Consider the following 20,428-nt stretch of genomic DNA (forward strand, 5'->3'; position numbering starts at 1 on the left):
GGTCAGCCACGTGTCTGCCGCTGATACCAAGGCCGCCGGGCCGCCGGTCCCCGTACCACCCGACCCGCAGGCGACCGGGAAGTCGTCCTCCCACGACGATGCGCCCCGGGTGCAGAAGAGGAAGCGGAAGAAGGGTGAACTCCTCCCCTATTTCCTGATCCTCCCGGCGATCGTGGCGATCGCCGCCGTCTACCTCTACCCGCTCGGCAAGACGGTCGTCATGTCCTTCCAGGACATGGGCCGCCGTGAGCTGTGGTCCGGAGAACCGGCCCCCTGGGTCGGCTTCGAGCAGTTCACCAACATCCTCGGCGACTCCGAGTTCTGGTGGGTCACCTTCCGCACCGTCGTCTTCATGGTCATCTGCGTGACGCTGACCATGGGACTCGGGCTGCTGGTCGCCCTGCTGATGCGCAAGCTCTCCACCTGGGTCCGGCTGGTGCTCACCGCCTGCCTCGTCGCCGCCTGGTCGATGCCGCTGATGGTGGCCGCCTCGATCTTCCGGTTCATGGCCGACTCCGACTACGGCCTGATCAACACCCTGATCGCCAAGGTCGTCGGCGAGGACTGGCTCGGACACAACTGGTACCTCGACCCGATCCAGGGCTTCGGCATCATCACCCTGCTGGTCGTCTGGGGCGCCATCCCGTTCGTCGTCGTCACCCTGTACGCCGCTCTCACCCAGGTCCCCCAGGAGCTGGAGGAGGCCGCGGCCCTCGACGGCGCCAGTGCGTACGGCATCTACAAGTTCGTCACCTGGCCGGTCATCAAGCCGGTCTTCACCATGGTCGCCACTCTCTCGGTGATCTGGGACTTCAACGTCTTCGGCCAGATCTGGCTGCTGCGCGGCAACAAGCCCGAGCCCGAGTACGAGACCCTCGGCCTCTACTCCTACTCCAAGGCGTTCGAGTCCACCTCCTTCAGCCAGGGCACCGCGATCGCCCTGATCACGGTGCTGCTGCTGTCCGGCGTGGCCGTGTACTACCTGCGCCAGCTCATGAAGACGGGAGAGGTCGAATGAGCAGCTCGACCCAGACGACACAGGCGCTGCGGCCCGACCGCAAGAAGAGCCGGCTGCACTTCGACCTCATAGGCCTCGGCATCGCCCTGGTCATGGTCTTCCCGGTCTACTGGCTGGTCATCAGCGCCCTGCGGCCCAACCGGGAGATCCGCAGCTACGACCAGACCCTGTGGCCCACGTCGATCACGTTCGACAACTTCGTCCGGGCCACGGAGCAGCCGAACTTCGGCACCGCCATCCAGTCCAGCCTGATCGTCGCGGTCACCGCGGTGGTCGGCGGCATGATCATCGCGACCCTGGCGGCCCTGGCGATCGGCCGGTTCCGGTTCTTCGGCCGCAAGGCCCTGGTCCTGATCATGATCCTGGTCCAGATGCTGCCCCCGACGGCGATGCTCATCCCGATCTACGCCCAGCTCAACGCGATGGGCGGGATCGACGAGTACTGGGGCCTGATCGTCGTCTACCTGGTCTCCACGCTGCCCTTCGCCACCATCATGATCCGCGGCTTCGTCGTGAACATCCCGGTGGAGCTGGAGGAGTCCGCGATGGTGGACGGGTGCACCCGCTTCCAGGCCTTCCGTCGGGTGATCTTCCCGCTGCTCGCCCCCGGGCTGGCCGCCGCGTCGATCTTCGCCCTGGTGAACGCGTGGAACGAGTACCTCTTCGCGTACATCCTGATCAACGACAACTCCAAGTACACGCTGAACGTATGGCTGATGACGTTCACGACCGAGCGCGGAACGGACTACGGCGCCCTCATGGCGGCGTCGACCATGATCGCCATCCCTGTCGTCGTGTTCTTCATGATCATCCAGAAGAAGATGGCCGCAGGCCTCACTTCCGGCGCTGTGAAGGGATAGTGCGGGCCCATGACCACCCTCGTTTCCACCACGGACACCGTGACGCGCGACGCGCTCGCCGTGCTCCAGCCCGGTTTCACCGGCACCACCGCCCCGGACTGGCTGCTGCGCCGCGTCGGTGAAGGCCTCGCCTCGGTCGGCCTGTTCGGCCGCAACATCACCTCGCCCGAACAGCTCACCGCCCTCACCGAGCGGCTGCGCTCCGAGCGGGAGGACGTCCTCGTCGCCATCGACGAGGAGGGCGGCGACGTGACCCGCCTGGAGGTCACGCACGGCTCCTCCTTCCCCGGCAACCTGGCCCTCGGCTCGGTGGACGACGTCCACCTCACCCGGGCCGTCGCCCAGGAGCTCGGTCGCCGGCTCGCCGAGTGCGGCGTCAACCTCAACTGGGCGCCGTCCGCCGACGTCAACTCCAACCCGGGCAACCCGGTCATCGGCGTGCGCTCCTTCGGCGCCGACACCCGCCTGGTCGCCCGGCACACCGCCGCGTACATCGAGGGGCTCCAGGCCGCCGGCGTCGCCGCCTGCACCAAGCACTTCCCCGGGCACGGCGACACCGCGGTCGACTCGCACCTGGCGCTGCCCCGCATCGATGTGGACCTCGACACCCTGCACGCCCGTGAACTGGTGCCTTTCCGGGCGGCCATCGCCGCGGGTTCCAAATCGGTTATGAGCGCGCATATCCTGCTTCCCGCGCTCGACCCGGACCGTCCGGCGACCCTGAGCCCGCAGATCCTCACCGGTCTGCTGCGCCAGGAGCTGGGCTACGACGGCCTCATCGTCACCGACGCCGTGGAGATGGACGCCATCGCCGGTACGTACGGCATCGAGCGCGGGTCCGTCCTCGCCCTCGCGGCGGGCGCCGACGCCATCTGTGTGGGCGGCGGCCTGGCCGACGAGGAGACGGTGCTGCGGCTGCGCGACGCCCTCGTCGCGGCCGTGCGCAGCGGGGACCTGACCGAGGAGCGGCTCGCCGACGCGGCCGCCCGTGTACGAGCCCTGGCGTCCTGGACGCAGAGGGCCCGGGGGGATGTCCCGGAGCCGGGCGCGGCAGTGCAGGAGGGGACCGCGCCCGGCACCGGAGTCAGCTCCGACATCGGTCTGGTCGCCGCCCGCCGCGCGGTCCGGGTGACCGGCTCCGGCGACCGGCTGACCGGGGCGGCGTACGTCGCCTCGTTCAGCGCGGTGGCGAACATCGCGGTCGGCGACGAGACCCCGTGGGGCATCGCCGCCGAGCTGGGCAGGATCCTGCCCGGCACCGGCACGGACACCTACACCGACCAGAGCGCCGCCCCGGCGGACGCGATCCTGGCGGCGGCGGGGGAGCGGCGCATCGTCGCCGTGGTCCGCGACGAGCACCGGCACGCCTGGATGGGCGCCGCGCTCGACGCACTGCTGGCGGCCCGCCCGGACACGATCGTGGTCGAGATGGGCCTGCCCCAGTCGGACCCGCGCGGCTCGCTGCACATAGCGACCCACGGAGCGGCCCGGGTCTGCGGCCTGGCAGCAGCGGAAGCAGTCACCGGCACGAAGGCCTGACGGCTCGGGCCGGCCACATCAAGCCCGTCCGGCGATTGAGGGCGAGGCATCGGGCCGGCCACTCCAAGCCCGTCCGGCGATTGAGGACAAGACCTCACGCCGGACGAGCCGCACCGAGTACGACACCGCACGGCCGAGGGCCGGGACACCGACAGGCGTCCCGGCCCTCAGCCGTGCGAGAGGTCGAGCCCTACAGCCCCTGCCACCCCGGCTTCGCCGCATACGTGGCGCGGAAGTAGTCCGCCAGCTTCAGCTTCGACGCGGCCGCCTCGTCCACCACCACCGTCGCGTGCGGATGCAGCTGCAGCGCCGAGGCCGGCACGATCGAGGCGACCGGCCCCTCCACCGTCTGGGCGACGGCCTCCGCCTTGCCCTCACCGGTGGCCAGCAGGATCGGGTGGCGGGAATCCAGGATCGTCCCGATGCCCTGCGTGATCACGTGGTGCGGCACCTGCTCGATGTCGTCGTCGAAGAAGCGCGCGTTGTCGACCCGGGTCTGCTGCGTCAGCGTCTTGATCCGGGTACGGGAGGCGAGCGAGGAGCACGGCTCGTTGAAGCCGATGTGCCCGTCCGTGCCGATGCCCAGGAGCTGGAGGTCGACGCCGCCGGCCTCGGCCAGCGCCCGGTCGTAGGCCTCGCAGGCCGCCTGGACGTCCTCGGCCGACCCGTCGGGTCCCATGAAGGAGGCCTCGGAGAGCCCGAGCGGCTCGATGACCTCGCGCAGCACCACGGAGCGGTACGACTCCGGGTGGCCCGCGGGCAGCCCGACGTACTCGTCGAGCTGGCAGATCCGGGAGCGCGACGCGTCGACCGCGCCGGAGGCGACCTTCGCCGCGAGCGCGCGGTAGATGGGCAGCGGGGTCGAGCCGGTGGCAACGCCGAGCAGGGCGTCGGGCTTGCGGGCGATCAGCGCGGCGATGGCCTCCGCGATCAGTTCGCCGCCTGCCGCGGCGTCCGGGACGATGACAACTTCCACGCTGTGCCTGCCGATCTGACTAGGGGAGCCGGTGGTATAGACCAATCAAGCTCCAATTTAGCAGAATCGGGCAGCTGTCCGGTGAACAGTCCGCCCATCGGCACGCACGCACACCTGCCCGCACACACACGCGCACGCGGCACAGGCCGGCACACACGCACGCACCGGCCCGCTGGCGGCGCACGGCATTGCCTGGTCGACTGGGGAGGCCTGACCGGAACGGCGCGGATCGCGCATCCCCGCGCACGCGCCGTCCCGTACGCCGACAGCGCAGGAGGCCCCCACATGTCCGCCACCCCTCCGGCCGACCCGGGCGGCCAGGGCGACGAGCCCGGCCGCATCATGTCCGGCGAGATGGCCGAGCAGCCCGCGATGCTCCGCCGCATCCTCGAACAGGGCGCGCCCCGCATCCGCGAGGTCGCCGCCGAGATCGCGGCCCGCAAGCCCCGGTTCGTGCTGCTCACCGCCCGGGGTACGTCGGACAACGCGGCGCTGTACGCCAAGTACCTGCTGGAGATCCGCCTCGGGCTGCCCTGCGGACTGGCCTCGATGTCCACCACGACGGCCTACGGCGCCCGGCCGGACCTGCGGGACGTCCTGGTGGTCACGGTCAGCCAGTCGGGCGGCTCGCCGGACCTGGTGGCCTCCACGAGGGCCGCCCGGGAGGCCGGGGCCGTCACCCTCGCCGTCACCAACAACCCGGACTCCGCGCTGGCGGCGGTCTCCGAGTACCACATCGACATCCTGGCGGGCCCGGAGAAGGCGCTCCCGGCCACCAAGACGTACACCGCCTCCCTGCTCTCCCTCTACCTCTTCGTGGAGGGCCTGGGCGGCCGCGACGGTACCGACGCCGCCGCGGGTCTGCCCGACCTCGCGGGCGCGATCCTGGGCCGCCGGGCCGAGGTCAAGGCGCTGGCCGCCCGCTACCGTTTCGCCGAACGCATGGTGATCACCTCGCGCGGCTACGGCTACCCGACGGCCAAGGAAGCGGCCCTGAAGCTGATGGAGACCAGCTACATCCCCGCTCTCTCCTACTCCGGCGCGGATCTGCTGCACGGGCCGCTGGCGATGGTCGACAACATCTCCCCGGTGATCGCCGTGGTCACCGACGGCCGGGGCGGCGAGGCCCTCCAGCCGGTGCTGGACCGGCTGCGCGGACGCGGCGCGGACCTCTTCGTGGTCGGCCCCAAGGCCCAGGTGGAGGCGGCCTCGGCCGGCTTCTCGCTGCCCACGGCGGGCGTCCCGGAGGAGTTGCAGCCGATCCTGGAGATCCTGCCGTTGCAACTGCTGGCGTACGAGGTGACGATCGCCCGGGGCCAGGACCCCGATGCGCCCCGCGCCCTGGCCAAGGTCACCGAGACCCGCTGAACGCGTCCCTGTCCGGGAGGGCCCCGGAAACACCCGCGGGCCGCGGCGCCAGAGCGGGACCCTCAGCCCGCCCGGCACCGCAGCCCGGAGCTACCTGGCCGGCGGTGTGCGGTGCCCCCGGCCACTGGAGGCACCGGCGCAGTCAGGGCAGAGAGTGCCGGAGCCTCGGTCCGCTCTCCTGTGCGGGGAGAGCGGAGGTCTTGATGAACATTGTGGACTAGACCAATTGCCCGTGTCCATCCGTGTGCACGACATTCTCGGTCGGGGCTCCGCGCCTGTCCATCGTCGTACCCATGGCACGGCCCGGCGGGCCGATCGGTTCGAACGCCTGCGGTAACCCCAGGTACGCTCCACACGTGCCCTCCATGAACGACCTCGTCCGCCAGCACACCGCTCTGAGCGACACCGACCTCGAGTGGCTCCATCTGCTGGTCTCGGAGTGGCAACTGCTCTCCGATCTGTCCTTCGCCGACCTCGTGCTGTGGGTCCCCACCCGCGACGGCACGCGGTACGTCTCCGTCGCCCAGATGCGCCCCAACACCGGGCCCACCTCCTATCAGGACGACATGGTCGGCCACCTGGTGCCGCGCGGCCGCCGCCCGCTGCTGGACGCGGCCCTGGACGAGGGCCGGATCGTGCGCGAGGGCGACCCGGAGTGGCGCGAGGAGGTGCCCGTACGGGTCGAGTCCATTCCCGTACGCCGCGAGGGCAGGGTCCTCGGCGTCATCGCCCGCAACACCAACCTGCTCACCGTGCGCACCCCCTCCCGGCTGGAGCTCACCTACCTCCAGTCCGCCTCCGACCTGGCCCAGATGATCGCCGCCGGGTCGTTCCCCTTCCCCGGCCAGCAGGTCGACATGGACGCCTCCCCGCGCGTGGGCGACGGCCTGATCCGGCTCGACGCCGACGGAATCGTCCAGTACGCCAGCCCCAACGGCCTCTCCGCCTACCACCGCCTCGGCCTCGCCTCCGACCTCGTCGGCCACCACCTCGGCACCACCACCGCCGAACTGGCCCCGTCCCGGGGGCCGGTGGACGAGGCCCTGGTCAAGGTGGCCAGCGGTTACGCGCCCCGCGAGTTCGAGGTCGAGTGCGCGGGCGGCGTGATCCAGCTGCGGGCCATCCCGCTCAAGCCCAAGGGCGTCCGCATCGGCTCCCTGGTCCTGCTCCGGGACGTCACCGAACTGCGCCGCCGCGAACGCGAGTTGATCACCAAGGACGCGACCATCCGGGAGATCCACCACCGGGTGAAGAACAACCTCCAGACGGTGGCGGCCCTGTTGCGCCTCCAGGCCCGCAGGATGGACTCCGAGCAGGGTCGCGAGGCGCTCAACGAGGCGGTCAGGCGCGTCGGTTCGATCGCCATCGTCCATGAGACGCTGTCCCAGAATCTGGACGAGCGGGTCGAGTTCGACGAGATCGCCGACCGGGTCATCGCGATGGTCTCGGAGATCTCCCCGGGCAAGGTGACCTGCCGCCGAACCGGACGCTTCGGCATCCTCGACGCCGAGGTCGCCACCCCGCTCTCCATGGTGCTGACCGAGGTTCTGCAGAACGCCCTGGAGCACGCCTTCGCCGTGGCCGACCACGGGACGGTGGAGGTCTCCGCCGTGCGCGGCGGATCGCCCACCGAGGGGCGGCTGCTGATCACCGTCACCGACGACGGGCGCGGACTGCCCGAGGGATTCGACCCGAAGCGGTCCGGCAACCTCGGGCTCCAGATCGTACGGACGCTGGTGGAGGGGGAGTTGGGCGGCACGTTCGGCATGGTTCCGGCGCCCGAACGCGGCACCCAGGTGGTGCTGGACCTCCCGGTCCGCGCCGACAAGTAGGACATCCCGCGCCGGCAAGCAGGAAGAACCGGAGCACACAGCAGAGCGGGCCCGGACCGTGGTGACGGTCCGGGCCCGCTCCGTGATGCTCACGTTGCGATGCGCTTCGGGGTACTGCGCGCTGCGACTCGAAGGCGGGGCTGTGCGTACGCTCTGTACGCGCCGCCGGGCTGAGGCTTGGTGCGGTTCTCGCTCAGGCGCTTGCGTTGCGCGCCCGGTTGCGAGCGGCGCGGCGCTTCATCGCGCGGCGCTCGTCCTCGCTGAGTCCACCCCAGACGCCGGAGTCCTGGCCGGACTCGAGCGCCCACTGCAGGCACTGCTCCATGACGGGGCAGCGGCGGCAGACAGCCTTGGCTTCCTCGATCTGCAGCAGCGCAGGACCGGTGTTGCCGATGGGGAAGAAAAGCTCAGGGTCTTCCTCACGACAAACGGCGTTGTGACGCCAGTCCATGGCTGCTACCTCTCCTTGGTATTACACGCTTGTTGCTTGTGAATGTGAACGCTTTCACGAATCCCCCCGTAGATGACGGGCCGACTCCCAGATGGACTGGGTGTGGTCTGTGATGGTGAGGAGGGGTTCTGGCTCTCAGTGGAGGCCGGTGTTGCGGGCCGTCCCGATCGCCATGTAGAGATTCGCAAACCTCGGCGGCGGATACAACCCCTTCTGGAAAGTTTTTTTTGATTCCTCGGTGTCGACTAGGTCACAGCCGCACTTCTTAGGGGTGGGGGCCAGTCCAAACGTTCGAGTTAAAGGACTTTAGGCCCTTCCACTCACACAATCACACGCAGTGCACGGCGTACGCCTGTGAACGTCACGCTCGTACGCAGTCCCAGGTGGTCGCCGTCCATCTGGAAGGGCAGTGGGACCTTTGAATGCAAGGTGAAGTCCGTGAGGTCATGTCGTGAAACAGCGTGCTTGCCGCGCGGCCCCTTCTCGGGGCTCGAAGTGAGCAGCTGGGTGCCGTAGCGGGCCACCGCCGGGGTGGACAGACGCTTCAGTCCGAGGACGTCCAGCGCCGTGTCGAAGGAGGCCTTCGGCGAGGCGTACATCGGGCGATTGCCCAGGTAGGTCCAGGGGGCGGTGTTGCAGATTATGGAGAGCGCGAGGTCGGTCACCGGGTCCTGGCCGGGCACGTCGAGCGTGATCTGCCCGTGTCTGCGGTGGGCCTCGTTCAGGAACTGCCGCACCACCTGGCGCACATACAGGGCATGGGTCGAACGCTTCCCGTGCTCGCGTTTCTGTTCGACCCGGCCGATGACTCCGGCGTCGAATCCGAGACCGGCACAGAAAGTGAACCAGCGTTCGGGGACGGACTCGTCCTCGGTCCCCGGGGTGCCGGCCGCCAGTCCGAGCCCGACCGTGCGTTCGGTCCGGTTCTCCAGGGCGTCCAGGATCGCGCCGGTCGCCTCCACCGCGTCGTTCGGCAGCCCCAGGGCGCGCGCGAAGACATTGGTGGACCCGCCGGGGACCACGGCGAGCTTCGGGAGGCTGTCCACGTCCGGGCCCCGGTGCAGCAGCCCGTTCACGACCTCGTTCACCGTGCCGTCGCCGCCGAGGGCGACCACCAGATCGATGTCGTCGCTGTCCGCCGCCCGCCGTCCCAGATCCCGTGCGTGCCCCCGGTACTCGGTGGTCACCGCCTCCAGCTTCATCTCGCTGGCCAGCGCGTGGATGAGCACGTCACGGGTGCGGGCACTGGTGGTGGTAGCAGCTGGGTTGACCACGAGGAGTGCGCGCATGACGGCCAGCCTACCTACCGGGCGGTTCGGTGCTGTAGTCCCGGTTCGCTGCGCTCCAGCTCGGTGACGGAACGTGACCGGTGGCCCCGTCGTGCGCCCGAACGGGTGAGGCTCCTCCGCACCCCGGCTTCACTTCCGGGTCCCCGGGATGCCAACCTGAAAGGCGTGAGTACTCAAGCGACCCCCTCCACGCCGTCGCCCTCCGCCGCGGAGCGCCCGACCAGGATCACCGTCCTCGCCGGGGTCAACGCCCTGGAAGGCCTGGCGCTCGCCCTCGGCGGTGTCTACATGCTGGTCATGGGGCTGCTCGGGAAGCTGGAGAGCACGCAGCAGGCGGAGACGGTCGGGATCACCCTGGTCGCGCTCGGCGCGATCCCGCTGATCGCCGCCCGCGGACTGCTGCTCCTGCGCAGCTGGAGCCGGGGGCCCGCGCTGATCACCCAGATCATGGCGCTGCCGGTGGCCTGGACGCTGCTGCGCTCGCAGGGCGCGCTGATCCCCACCGGGATCGTCCTGGCGGCGGTCGCCGTCACCGGCCTCGTGCTCATCCTCAAGCCCGCGACCACCCAGGACCTGGGCATCCGCCGGGGCCCCAGGACGACCCCCGAGGCCTGAGCGGCTGTCGGGTGGCCCCGGGCCCGACGGCCTCCGAACCGGCGGACGCCTTCTCGCCTACTCCTCGACGAGCAGCCGCTCGCGCAGCTGCGCGAGGGTCCGGGCCAGCAGCCGGGAGACGTGCATCTGCGAGATGCCGACCTCCTGGGCGATCTGCGACTGGGTCATGTTCCCGAAGAAGCGCAGCAGCAGGATGCGCTTCTCGCGCGGCGGCAGGTCCTCCAGGAGCGGCTTGAGCGACTCCCGGTACTCCACGCCCTCCAGCGCCTCGTCCTCCGAGCCCAGCGTGTCCGCGACCGCGGGCGACTCGTCGTCCGTGTCCGGCACGTCCAGCGAGAGCGTGCTGTACGCGTTGGCCGACTCCAGGCCCTCCAGCACCTCCTCCTCGGAGATGCCCAGCCGCTCGGCCAGCTCGTGCACCGTCGGGGAACGGCCGTGCTGCTGGGAGAGCTCCGCGGTGGCCGTGGTCAGCGACAGCCGCAGCTCCTGGAGACGGCGCGGCACCCGCACCGCCCAGCCCTTGTCCCGGAAGTGGCGCTTGATCTCGCCGACCACCGTGGGGGTGGCGTACGTCGAGAACTCCACGCCCCGGTCCGGGTCGAACCGGTCCACGGACTTGATCAGCCCGATCGTGGCCACCTGCGTCAGGTCGTCCAGCGGCTCCCCGCGGTTGCGGAAGCGGCGGGCCAGGTGCTCCACCAGCGGCAGGTGCATCCGCACCAGTCTGTTGCGCAGCTCGGCCTTCTCGGCCGAACCGTCGGGCAGCTCCCGCAGCTCGAAGAAGAGGGCCCGGGCCCCGCTGCGGTCGTGTGGATCGTGGTGCCCGTGCTCGCTCATCTGGCCCGCCCGCCCTGCCTGCGACTGCTGCTCCACCGCGACGTCGATGCTCTCGGGCCCGTCCGCTCCGTCCACCGGATGCGGCCGGGCCTGTTGCTCCGGGATGCCTGCTGGGCGCACCACCCCGGATCGGATCGTCTCGTCCCGCACAGGACCGTCCCCGTTCCCGTCGCTCACGCCGGCCCGGGGCCCGCGCCGCGCTGTTTGTAGAGGCTGATGCTGACCGTACGGTCGTCGGCGACCGTGGAGTCGACCTTGCCGGCCAGTGCGGAGAGCACCGTCCAGGCGAAGGTGTCGCGCTCGGGCGCCCGGCCGTCCGTGGTGGGCGCCGACACCGTCACTTCGAGGGAGTCGTCGACGAGTCGGAAGACGCAGCTGAGGACGGAACCCGGCACGGCCTGCTGGAGCAGGATCGCGCAGGCCTCGTCGACCGCGATACGAAGATCCTCGATCTCGTCGAGAGTGAAGTCCAAACGCGCTGCGAGACCGGCCGTGGCCGTTCGCAGCACCGACAGGTAGGCACCCGCAGCGGGCAGCCGGACTTCTACGAAGTCCTGATTCCCGGGCTCGCCTGCGATCTGGGACACCCTCACCTCCAAGGTGGCACAAACTCTTTCGAGGTTCCGGGAAGGGTGGCCCGGAGCCATGCGGTCCGTCGACGGTTCTTCGGCTCGGCGACGTTATCGGATCCATGATGCCGTGTCGTACGGACCCCATATCCCGGCCGTCACTCATGGTAAGCCCACGCGTACGCACAGTGGCTAGGGGTCTGCGGCGTCCAATTGCGAAGAACCGGCGCCGCATTGACGTACCCAGGCGTCAGACGATCGAACCGTCCTCGAAGCACCAGCGCCAGCTCTCGTCCGCCTCGAAGCTACGCATCACGGGGTGACCGGTCGCCCGGAAGTGTCCGGTCGCGTGTCGCAGCGGCGACGAATCGCAGCAGCCGACGTGCCCGCAGGTCAGGCAGAGCCGCAACTGCACGGGGTGGGTGCCCGCCTCCAGGCACTCGGGGCACGTCTCACCGAGGGGCACGGGCTCGGGGCGTGGCAGATCCGCTACATGCGCACACTCGCTCATGATGGGCAGGTTACGACGGATCCGAGGACGGTGGGATGGACGCGCTGCCGCTGGTGGCCCTGGTCGCGGTCAGTGCGGCGGTGGCCGGCGCGGCCCGCCGCACCCCGGTGCCCGCCCCGCTCGTCCTGGTCGCCGTGGGGCTCGTGGCCGGCTATCTGCCGGGTGTTCCGACGTACCACCTGGACGCCCACGTGGTGCTCCCGCTGCTGCTTCCGCCGCTGCTCCACACGGCGGCCGTGGACAGCTCCTACCTGGATCTGCGGGCCAACGTCCGGCCGGTCGCGCTGCTCTCCGTGGGGTACACCCTCTTCGCGACGGTCGCCGTGGGCTGGCTGGCGCACCTGATCATCCCGGACCTGCCGCTGACCGCCGCGCTGGTCCTGGGGGCGGTCATCGCCCCGCCGGACGCCGTGACGGCCGCCGCCATCGCCCGCCGGGTCGGGCTGCCCTCCCGGGTGACCACGATCCTCCAGGGCGAGTCCCTGGTGAACGACGCCACGGCGATCACCGCGTTCAAGGTGGCGCTGGCCGCCGCGGTGGGGGAGGGGATGAGCTGGGGCGCCGGGATCGGCGAGTTCCTGCTGGCCGCGGTCGGCGGGGTCGGCGTCGGGCTCCTGCTGATGGTGCCGCTCCACTGGCTGCGCACCCACCTGAAGGAAGCCCTCCTCCAGAACACGCTCTCCCTCCTGATCCCTTTCGTGGCGTACGCGGCGGCCGAACGGGTGCACGCCTCCGGGGTGCTCGCCGTGGTCGTCGTCGCCCTCTACCTGGGCCACCGTTCCTGGCAGGTCGACTTCGCGACCCGTCTTCAGGAGGCGGCCGTCTGGAAGATGGTGGCGTTCATTCTGGAGTCCGCGGTGTTCGCCCTGATCGGGCTCCAGCTGCCGTTCGTCCTGAAGGGGCTCGGCTCGTTCGGCGTGGGGGAGGCGCTCGGTTACGCGGCCATCGTGTTCCTGGCCGTCGTCGTGGTCCGCTTCGTCTGGGTCTACCCGGCCACCTATCTGCCCCGGTGGCTCTCGCGCCGCGTCCGGGAACGCGAGCCCGGCACCGACTGGACCGCCCCGCTGATCGTGGGCTGGGCCGGGATGCGCGGGGTCGTCTCGCTCGCCGTCGCGTTCTCCGTCCCGCTGGTCATGCACGACGGCGAGCCCTTCCCGGCCCGCAGCCTGGTGCTGTTCCTGACCTTCACCACGGTCATCGGGACCCTGGTGATCCAGGGGCTGACGCTGCCCGTCCTCGTCCGCGTGCTGAAGCTGCCGGGCCCCGACCCGCAGACCGTCACCCTCATCGAGGCGCAGGCCCAGAGCGAGGCGTCCGAGGCCGCGGAGGCCCGCCTCGACCGGCTGCTCGCCGACCCTCACAGCAGCCTGCCGCCACCGTTGGCGGACCGGCTGCGCAGTGTGCTGGAACGCCGCCGCAACGCCGTGTGGGAGCGGCTGGGCGCCGCCGACCCGGTCACCGGGGAGTCGGCGGACGACACCTACCGGCGGCTGGCGAGGGAGATGATCGAGGCCGAGCGCGAGGTCTTCGTCCGGCTCCGGGACGAGCGGCGGATCGACGACGAGATGATGCGCACGCTCCTGCGCAGACTGGACTTGGAGGAGGCGGCGGCCTACCGGGAGACGGGCGACTCCTGAACGGGCCGTGGGTCGGGGGTGCCGGTGATCACGGCGCTCACCCGCGCGCCCGGGGCGAACGCCCCCTCCCCGGTCAGCGTGGTCAGCGCGAACAGCAGCTTGGCGACGTACACCCGTTCCACGGGCAGCCCGTGCCGGTCCTCGAAGTCCGCGGCGAAGGCCTCCAGCTCCGGGGTGGAGCGGGCGTAGCCGCCGAAGGCGAAGCGTTCGTCCAGCGACCAGCTCCCGGACGGGCCGCCGAACGCCTCGCGCTGGAGCCGCTCCACTTCCCGCCCGAGGAAGCCGCCGCGCAGTACCGGGACACCCAGGGCCCGCTGCCCGGGGCCCAGACCGGCGGCGAGTCCGGCCAGGGTGCCGCCGGTCCCGCAGGCCACGGCCGCCACCTCGCACTCCCCGGCCAGCTCGCGCCCCAGCGCCGTACAGCCCCGTGCGGCCAGCGCGTTGCTGCCGCCCTCCGGGATGACCTCCACGTCCCCGAACAGGCTCAGCAGCCCCTCCAGGACCTCGGAGGAGGCCTTCGCCCGGTACGTCGTACGGTCCACGAAGTGCAGGCGCATGCCGTCGGCCGCGCACCGGGCGAGCGACGGGTTGAGCGGCCGGCGCGCCAGCTCGTCGCCGCGGACGACGCCGACGGTGGGAAAACCCAGCAGCCGTCCGGCCGCCGCGGTGGCCCGGAGGTGGTTGGAGTACGCGCCGCCGAACGTCAGCACGGTGCGCCCGGCGGCGGCCTCCAGGTTGAGCGCGAGTTTGCGCCACTTGTTGCCCGGCAGGTCGGGGTGGATCAGATCGTCCCGCTTCAGGAGCAGCCTCACCCCGTGGCGCGCGAAGCGTTCGTCGCGGACCTCCCGCAGGGGGGAGGGCACCCGGGGCCGCAGGAGGGCGTCGAGGCGGGGCGGGCTGTTCACCCGTCCATTGTCGCCTCTCCGCCGTTTCGGGAAGCGGCCAGCCAGAGGTCCGGGCCGAACACCTCGTAGTGGACGTCGGCGGGCCGGACGCCCACCTCCAGCAGCTGGGCCCTGACGGATCGCATGAAGGGGAGCGGGCCGCACAGATAGGCGTGCGTCCCCGGTCGTACGGTGATGCCTTCGAGGTCGACGAGGCCGGTGCGGTTCGCCGGCTGCCCGGCCTCCGGGGCCTCGTACCAGAAGTGCGCCTCGGCGTCCGCGAGCTTCCCCGTCAGCCGGACGTGCTCGGTGCGCAGGGCGTGGTCGGCCGGTGAGCGGTCGCCGTGCACGACGGTGACCGGGCCGCTGTGGCCCTCCTGGGCGAGGTGTTCCAGCATCGACAGCATGGGGGTGCAGCCGATGCCCGCCGAGGCCAGCAGCAGGGGCGCGTCCGGATGGTCGAGCACCAGGTCCCCGTAGGGGACGGAGACGCGCAGCAGATCGCCCGCGCGGGTGTGCTCGTGCAGGTGCCGGGAGACCTCGCCGTCGGGCGAGCCCTGGCCGCGCACGCGCTTGACGGTGATCGACCGCAGCCGGGAGCCGGGGGCGCTGGAGAGGCTGTACTGGCGTATCTGACGGGCGCCGTCCGGGAGTTCCACCTGTACGGAGACGTACTGGCCGGGCCGGAAGGCGGGCGGGGGCGTGTCCTCGGCGGGGCGCAGCAGGAAGGTGGCGACGTCCTCGGTCTCCTCGACCCGGGCGGTCACCTCCCAGGTGTGCCACACATCGCCCGCCAGGACGCCCTGCTGCGCGTAGAGGCGCTCCTCGACGGCGATCAGGGAGCCCGCCATCAGCCAGTAGACCTCGTCCCAGGCGGCGGCGACCTCCGGGGTGACCGCGTCGCCCAGGACGTCGGCGATGGCCGCGAACAGATGGGTGTGCACCACCTCGTACTGTTCCGGCGTCACCCCGAGCGAGGCGTGTTTGTGGGCGATCCGGTCGAGCATCACGTCGGGCCGGGTGCCGGGCCGCTCGACCAGCTGGGTCGCGAAGGCGGCGATGGAGCCCGCGAGTGCCCGCCGCTGGTCGCCGGAGGCCTGGTTCCCCCGGTTGAACAGGTCCCGCAGCAGCTCGGGGTGGGCGGCGAAGAGCTTCTCGTAGAAGAGGTCGGCGATGTCCCCGATGGCCGCGCCGACGGCGGGAAGGGTGGCGCGGACGGTTGCGGTGGACCGGTCGGAGAGCATGACGGAGCTCCTTAATGGAATATGAGATGCATATTTAGGGGCGGCGCGGGGCCCCGTCGGCGCGTGGGTTCGTCCGTGCGGCCGGGGCGGTTTTCAGCCGGGTGGTGGTCCGCTGCCGATGCCCAGCAGCAGGGGGCCGGTGGGGGAGGCGACGAGGTCGGTGACGGTGATCGGGTCCAGCGCGGCGTAGAAGGCCTCCTGAGCCCCGCGCAGCGCCCCGCGCAGCCGGCAGGCGGAGCGGAGCGGGCAGGGGGTGTCGCCCTCGCACTCGACGACTTCCTCGGGCCCCTCCAGCTCCCGCACCAGCGAGCCGATCGACGCGGAGCGGCCGGCCGGGGTCAGGGTGAGTCCGCCGCCCCGGCCGCGACGGGCGTCGAGGAGGCCGAGGTGCTGGAGCCTGGCGACGACCTTCGCGGCGTGCGTGTACGGGACCCGCATGGTGGCCGCCACCTCGCGGGTGGTCGGCGGCTCCCGGCCCTCGGCGACCGCGAGTCGCATGAGGACGCGGAGCGCCACGTCCGTGAATCTCGTCAACCGCATGGTTCCACCGTAGATAAGTTGCACGAAGGATGCAAATTAAACGGTCCGCCGGGCGACGAGGAGCAACGTGCCCCGACCGAAGGCGGATTAGTCGCACTCTTTTGTGTAATGGCGACCCGGTCCTCCTGCTGAAAGGCTTTTGCACGCAGGTCAGCCCAAGATCGAGAGGACGTCAGATGTCCGTTGGTGAAGAGGTTCGCGACACGCAGGCGCCGCCGCAGCAGAGTCTGGGGACGGCAGCTGCGCGGAACCTCGCGACGACCACCAAATCCGCGCCGCAGATGCAGGAGATCACCTCGCGGTGGCTGCTGAAGATGCTGCCGTGGGTGCAGGTACAGGGCGGTACGTACCGGGTGAACCGTCGGCTCAGCTATGCGGTCGGCGACGGCCGGGTGACCTTCGTCCAGACCGGGGACCGGGTCTCCGTGATCCCCGCGGAGCTGGCGGAGCTGCCCGCCCTGCGGGAGTTCGGGGACGAGGAGGTGCTCGCCGAGCTCGCCCGCAGGTGCGAGCAGCGGGACGTGGCCGCGGGGGAGGTGCTCGCCGCCTCGGGGGACGCGGCGGACCGGGTCTTCCTGCTGGCGCACGGCAAGGTGGCGAAGGTCGGATCGGGCCCCTACGGGGACGAGACGGAGCTCGGGGTCCTCGCCGACGGCGCGTACTTCGGCGACCAGAGCCTGATCGACGGAGACGCCGTCTGGGAGTACACCGCACGGGCGGTCACCCCGTGCACGCTCCTCACCCTGAGCCGCGCCGACGTGTACAACCTCGCGGAGCGCGCGGCACCCCTGCGGGACCATCTCGCCGGTCTGCTCTCCATCCCGCGGCAGCGGACCAACCACTACGGCGAGGCGGCGATCGACCTCTCCGCCGGCCACGTGGGGGAGGCGGTCGTCCCGCACACCTTCGTCGACTACGACGCGGCGCCGCGCGAATACGAACTGAGCGTCGCCCAGACGGTGCTGAAGGTGCACAGCAGGGTCGCCGATCTCTACAACCAGCCGATGAACCAGACCGAGCAGCAGTTGCGGCTCACGGTCGAGGCGCTGCGCGAGCGCCAGGAGCACGAGCTGATCAACAACAGGGAGTTCGGACTGCTCAACAACTGCGACTACGGGCAGCGGCTCCAGCCGCACGACGGGGCGCCCGGCCCGGACGACATGGACGAGCTGCTCTCGCGCCGCCGCGGATCCAAGCTCTTCCTCGCCCACCCGAAGGCCATCGCCGCCTTCGGCCGCGAGTGCAGCCGGCGCGGACTCGTCCCGGAGAGCGTCGACATCGGCGGCCACCACGTGCCCTCCTGGCGGGGGGTGCCGATCTTCCCGTCCAACAAGATCCCCGTCTCCGACGCCCGCACCACCTCCATCATCTGCATGAGGACCGGCGAGGCCGAGCAGGGCGTCATCGGCCTCCAGCAGACCGGTATCCCCGACGAGATCGAGCCGAGTCTCTCGGTCCGCTTCATGGGGATCGACGAGCAGGCGATCATCTCCTACCTCGTGACGGCGTACTACTCCGCCGCCATCCTGGTACCGGACGCCCTCGGAGTGCTGGAGAACGTCGAGGTCAGCCGCTGGCACTGACCCCGGTTCACCCCGGGGGCCCGGGCGGCAGCCGCCCGGGCCCCCGGGTCCGCACCCCATCGATCCGCCCCAGGGAGTGACCGTGACCATGACCAGTACGGACGCAGCGACGGAAGGGCATGAGGCCGCGGCGCTCCTGGAGCGCACCCGTGCCGTCGTCGACCCACATCTGCGATCGGCCGTGGAGTCGCTGCCCGGCGGCATACGCCGCATCGCGATGTACCACTTCGGCTGGGAGAACGCCGACGGAACCCCTGCCGCCGGCCAGGCGGGCAAGGCCATCAGGCCGGCCCTGGTGCTGGCCGCCGCCCGCGCCCTGGGCGGCGATCCGGAACGCGCTGTCCGGGCCGCCGTCGCCGTGGAGCTCGCCCACAACTTCACCCTGCTCCACGACGACGTCATCGACGAGGACACCACCCGCAGGCACCGGCCCACCGCCTGGGCGGTCTTCGGCATCCCGGACGCCATCATCACCGGCGACGCCATGCTCGCCCTGGCTCAGCGGCTGCTGGCCGAGGATCCGCACCCGGCCGCCGCCCGCGCCGTCGCCCGCCTCTCCTCCTGCATCATCGAGCTGTGTGCGGGCCAGCAGGCCGACTGCGCCTTCGAGGAGCGCGGCCCCGACGAGGTCACGCTCGACGAATGCGTGGCCATGGCCACGGCCAAGACCGGCGCGCTGCTCGGCTGCGCCTGTGCGCTCGGAGCCCTCTACGCCGGGGCGGAGGACCGGGCGGTCCGCGCGATGGACGGGTTCGGGCGGGAGGCGGGCCTCTCGTTCCAGCTCATCGACGACCTGATCGGCATCTGGGGCGACCCGGACCGCACCGGTAAGCCCGTCGGGGCCGACCTGTCCGCCCACAAGAAGTCCCTGCCCGTGGTCGCCGCCCTCGCCTCGGGCACCCCGGCAGCCGCCGAGCTCGCCGCGCTCTACCGGGGGCCCATGACCACCGCCGGCGAGGTGAGCCGGGCGGCCGACGCGGTGGACCGGGCCGGCGGCCGTGACTGGGCCCAGGTCTGCGCCGCCGACCGGATGGCCCGCGCGGTCCACCACCTCTCCCGGGCGGTCCCCGACCCGAGCGCCGCCGGCGACCTGCTGGCACTGGCCGAATTCGTCACCCGCAGGACCAGCTGACCCACCTCGTGCGACCGGCGTCGTCCCATCAACTCTAGTATTCCGGAAGTGGGTTGAGCGAAAGCGGTACGGAGGGACGGCAGCCGGTCATGGGTATACGGATTCAGCAGGCGGAGCAGCGCGACCGGGAGTTGGTCGTCTCGGTCATGGAGGAGGCGTTCCACCACGACCCGGTCAGCAGCTGGGTGTTCCCCGACGACGCGCACCGGCGCGCGGTCCACGGCAGGTTCCTCGGTGTCTTCGTCGACATCGCCCTCGCGGAGGGCCGTATCGACATCGCCGAGGACGGGGCCGCGGTGGCGCTCTGGCTGCCGGTGCCGGCCGGGGCCCCCGAGGAGGAGGACCCCACGCCCGCCCTGATGCGGCGGACCGCCGACCCCGGCAACGAGCGGTGCGAACTGGTGGGCAGGCTCACCGGGGCCGTTCACCCGCACGACCGCGCGCACGCCTATCTGCTGATGATCGGCGTCTCCCCCGACCGCCAGGGAGAGGGCATCGGCGCGGAGCTGATCGGAGTGGAGCTGGAGCGCTGCGACCGGGAAGGGCTGCCGGCCTATCTGGAGGCGAGCAGCGCCCGGAGCCGGGCGCTGTACGAGCGGCTCGGATTCCGCTTCCCCGGCCGTACCGTCGACCTGCCGGACGGCCCGCCGATGTACCCCATGTGGCGGGAACCCCACGCGGGTTGAACCCGGAGGGTGGTACGGAAGCCGCCCGGGGCAGGGGCTACAGTCCCTGCTCATGACAGATGAGTCGTGGGCCGGCTGGTACCGGGACAACAAGGGTTCCGACGCCGTCGTCCTCACCACGGACGGGCGGCAGCTTCGGATCCGGATCCGAGGGGTCGACTTCGAGGGTGAGAGCTTCGACGACCTGGGGCCGGTCGCCGGCATGCCGCCGGAGAGCGGGATGTTCGCCCTCGCGGACGGCGCGCTCACCGACTGCGTACTGGAGTGGGATCTGCCGCTGCCCGTCCTCGTCGCGGGCACGCTCCGCCACGCCACGCTCAGCTGCCTGCTCTCCCTGCGCCGGGTCGACCCGGACCTCCACCTCGCCCTCCACCTGGACGGCGCGGTGTATGAATCGGCCCGCGCCGAGCGCGACTTCAACGCCGCCCTGACCGCCGTCCAGCGCATCCTCCCGGACGGCGTCCGGATCCAGACCTGTATCGCCTGCGCCTTCTCCGACTACTTCCCGGCCCCCGGCCGGGGGCTCTCCGGCGGGCTCGCCTGCTTCCGGGGGGCCAAGGACGCCTATCGGGGCTCGGCGGGCGAGGACGATGTGCTGGATCTGTGGGACCAGCGGTCCGGGTTCGTCCAGGAGGTCTGGAGCTGCCGCGAGTTCGAGGTGCGCCCGGCCGACGGCGCGGGCACCGGACATCGGGGAGCCTTCCCGCTGGAACTCGCCTGACCGACCGGCCCGGCCTGGCGCGACGGCCCGGCCCGGCCTGGCTTGACGTGACGGCCTGACCCGACCCGACCCGACCCGACCCGGCCCGGCCTGGCCTGGCACAACGGCCCGGCCCGGCCTGGCTTGACGTGACGGC

Annotated in this window: 20 protein-coding genes; 11 read left to right on the plus strand and 9 right to left on the minus strand. The window is 71.2% G+C overall.

Features of this window, described 5'->3' with window-relative positions:
- Window positions 1-10: 10 nt before the first annotated feature.
- From HET64_RS13470 to HET64_RS13480, 3 genes are read left to right on the plus strand one after another with little or no spacing between them, the layout of a single operon-like run.
- Window positions 11-1,018, plus strand: a complete 1,008-nt coding sequence (locus HET64_RS13470; protein WP_215105180.1) for a carbohydrate ABC transporter permease — start codon at window positions 11-13, stop codon at window positions 1,016-1,018.
- A complete protein-coding gene (locus tag HET64_RS13475; protein ID WP_073866308.1) occupies window positions 1,015-1,878 on the plus strand; it encodes a carbohydrate ABC transporter permease in 864 nt (287 codons plus the stop codon). The genes HET64_RS13470 and HET64_RS13475 overlap by 4 nt, the downstream gene beginning before the upstream one ends.
- 9 nt (window positions 1,879-1,887) lie before the next feature.
- On the plus strand, window positions 1,888-3,417 hold the full coding sequence (locus HET64_RS13480) for a glycoside hydrolase family 3 protein (protein ID WP_215105181.1): 1,530 nt from the start codon (window positions 1,888-1,890) through the stop codon (window positions 3,415-3,417).
- A 190-nt stretch (window positions 3,418-3,607) separates the two neighbouring features.
- Here HET64_RS13480 and nagB read toward each other — a convergent pair whose 3' ends face one another.
- Window positions 3,608-4,393, minus strand: a complete 786-nt coding sequence (gene nagB / locus HET64_RS13485; RefSeq protein ID WP_215105184.1) for a glucosamine-6-phosphate deaminase — start codon at window positions 4,391-4,393, stop codon at window positions 3,608-3,610.
- Between the two features lie 285 nt (window positions 4,394-4,678).
- Between nagB and HET64_RS13490 the strand changes: the two genes are divergently transcribed.
- Together HET64_RS13490 and HET64_RS13495 are read left to right on the plus strand one after the other, a co-directional pair.
- On the plus strand, window positions 4,679-5,761 hold the full coding sequence (locus HET64_RS13490; RefSeq protein ID WP_215105186.1) for an SIS domain-containing protein: 1,083 nt from the start codon (window positions 4,679-4,681) through the stop codon (window positions 5,759-5,761).
- A 365-nt stretch (window positions 5,762-6,126) separates the two neighbouring features.
- The gene (locus HET64_RS13495) at window positions 6,127-7,593 is read left to right on the plus strand and encodes a sensor histidine kinase (RefSeq protein ID WP_215105204.1); all 1,467 of its coding nucleotides are present in this window, start codon (window positions 6,127-6,129) and stop codon (window positions 7,591-7,593) included.
- Between the two features lie 193 nt (window positions 7,594-7,786).
- Here the strand turns inward: HET64_RS13495 and HET64_RS13500 are convergent, their stop codons facing one another.
- Both HET64_RS13500 and HET64_RS13505 read right to left on the minus strand, forming a co-directional pair.
- Window positions 7,787-8,044 carry a WhiB family transcriptional regulator gene (locus HET64_RS13500; protein ID WP_003953983.1) on the minus strand — a complete coding sequence of 86 codons (258 nt, stop codon included), beginning with the start codon at window positions 8,042-8,044 and terminating at the stop codon, window positions 7,787-7,789.
- A 320-nt stretch (window positions 8,045-8,364) separates the two neighbouring features.
- Window positions 8,365-9,333 carry a diacylglycerol kinase family protein gene (locus tag HET64_RS13505; protein WP_215105188.1) on the minus strand — a complete coding sequence of 323 codons (969 nt, stop codon included), beginning with the start codon at window positions 9,331-9,333 and terminating at the stop codon, window positions 8,365-8,367.
- Between the two features lie 165 nt (window positions 9,334-9,498).
- Here HET64_RS13505 and HET64_RS13510 point away from each other — a divergent pair, with 165 nt between their 5' ends.
- Window positions 9,499-9,948, plus strand: coding sequence for a hypothetical protein (locus tag HET64_RS13510; protein ID WP_215105190.1), 450 nt, complete (start codon window positions 9,499-9,501; stop codon window positions 9,946-9,948).
- A 57-nt stretch (window positions 9,949-10,005) separates the two neighbouring features.
- Here the strand turns inward: HET64_RS13510 and HET64_RS13515 are convergent, their stop codons facing one another.
- From HET64_RS13515 to HET64_RS13525, 3 genes are all read right to left on the minus strand, one after another.
- Complete coding sequence (locus HET64_RS13515) at window positions 10,006-10,962, minus strand: RNA polymerase sigma factor SigF (RefSeq protein WP_373429550.1); 957 nt, start codon at window positions 10,960-10,962, stop codon at window positions 10,006-10,008.
- The gene (locus tag HET64_RS13520; protein ID WP_003966375.1) at window positions 10,959-11,372 is read right to left on the minus strand and encodes an anti-sigma regulatory factor; all 414 of its coding nucleotides are present in this window, start codon (window positions 11,370-11,372) and stop codon (window positions 10,959-10,961) included. Before HET64_RS13520 ends, HET64_RS13515 begins: the two co-directional genes overlap by 4 nt.
- 232 nt (window positions 11,373-11,604) lie before the next feature.
- Window positions 11,605-11,865 (minus strand): UBP-type zinc finger domain-containing protein, encoded by a 261-nt coding sequence (locus HET64_RS13525; protein WP_215105192.1) that lies wholly within the window; start codon window positions 11,863-11,865, stop codon window positions 11,605-11,607.
- Window positions 11,866-11,900: 35 nt separating this feature from the next.
- Here HET64_RS13525 and HET64_RS13530 point away from each other — a divergent pair, with 35 nt between their 5' ends.
- Window positions 11,901-13,502, plus strand: coding sequence for a Na+/H+ antiporter (locus HET64_RS13530; RefSeq protein WP_215105194.1), 1,602 nt, complete (start codon window positions 11,901-11,903; stop codon window positions 13,500-13,502).
- Here the strand turns inward: HET64_RS13530 and HET64_RS13535 are convergent.
- From HET64_RS13535 to HET64_RS13545, 3 genes are all read right to left on the minus strand, one after another.
- Entirely contained in the window at window positions 13,478-14,407 is a 930-nt protein-coding gene (locus HET64_RS13535) for a 1-aminocyclopropane-1-carboxylate deaminase/D-cysteine desulfhydrase (RefSeq protein WP_215105195.1), read from the minus strand. The genes HET64_RS13530 and HET64_RS13535 overlap by 25 nt on opposite strands.
- Window positions 14,404-15,630 (minus strand): globin domain-containing protein, encoded by a 1,227-nt coding sequence (locus HET64_RS13540; RefSeq protein ID WP_215105196.1) that lies wholly within the window; start codon window positions 15,628-15,630, stop codon window positions 14,404-14,406. The genes HET64_RS13535 and HET64_RS13540 overlap by 4 nt, the downstream gene beginning before the upstream one ends.
- A gap of 93 nt (window positions 15,631-15,723) precedes the next feature.
- Entirely contained in the window at window positions 15,724-16,170 is a 447-nt protein-coding gene (locus HET64_RS13545; protein ID WP_215105197.1) for an Rrf2 family transcriptional regulator, read from the minus strand.
- Between the two features lie 176 nt (window positions 16,171-16,346).
- Between HET64_RS13545 and HET64_RS13550 the strand changes: the two genes are divergently transcribed.
- The 4 genes from HET64_RS13550 to HET64_RS13565 all read left to right on the plus strand — a co-directional run bounded on the left by HET64_RS13550 (window position 16,347) and on the right by HET64_RS13565 (window position 20,292).
- On the plus strand, window positions 16,347-17,753 hold the full coding sequence (locus tag HET64_RS13550) for a family 2B encapsulin nanocompartment shell protein (RefSeq protein ID WP_215105198.1): 1,407 nt from the start codon (window positions 16,347-16,349) through the stop codon (window positions 17,751-17,753).
- Between the two features lie 88 nt (window positions 17,754-17,841).
- Window positions 17,842-18,885: a family 2 encapsulin nanocompartment cargo protein polyprenyl transferase gene (locus HET64_RS13555; RefSeq protein WP_215105199.1), complete on the plus strand. Its 1,044-nt coding sequence runs from the start codon at window positions 17,842-17,844 to the stop codon at window positions 18,883-18,885.
- Between the two features lie 89 nt (window positions 18,886-18,974).
- Entirely contained in the window at window positions 18,975-19,571 is a 597-nt protein-coding gene (locus HET64_RS13560) for an N-acetyltransferase (protein WP_215105201.1), read from the plus strand.
- Window positions 19,572-19,623: 52 nt separating this feature from the next.
- Entirely contained in the window at window positions 19,624-20,292 is a 669-nt protein-coding gene (locus tag HET64_RS13565; protein WP_215105203.1) for a DUF6304 family protein, read from the plus strand.
- The last annotated feature ends 136 nt before the right edge of the window (window positions 20,293-20,428 follow it).

The sequence above is a fragment of the Streptomyces sp. McG3 genome, assembly GCF_018619185.1.
In the GTDB taxonomy this organism is placed as follows: Bacteria; Actinomycetota; Actinomycetes; order Streptomycetales; family Streptomycetaceae; genus Streptomyces.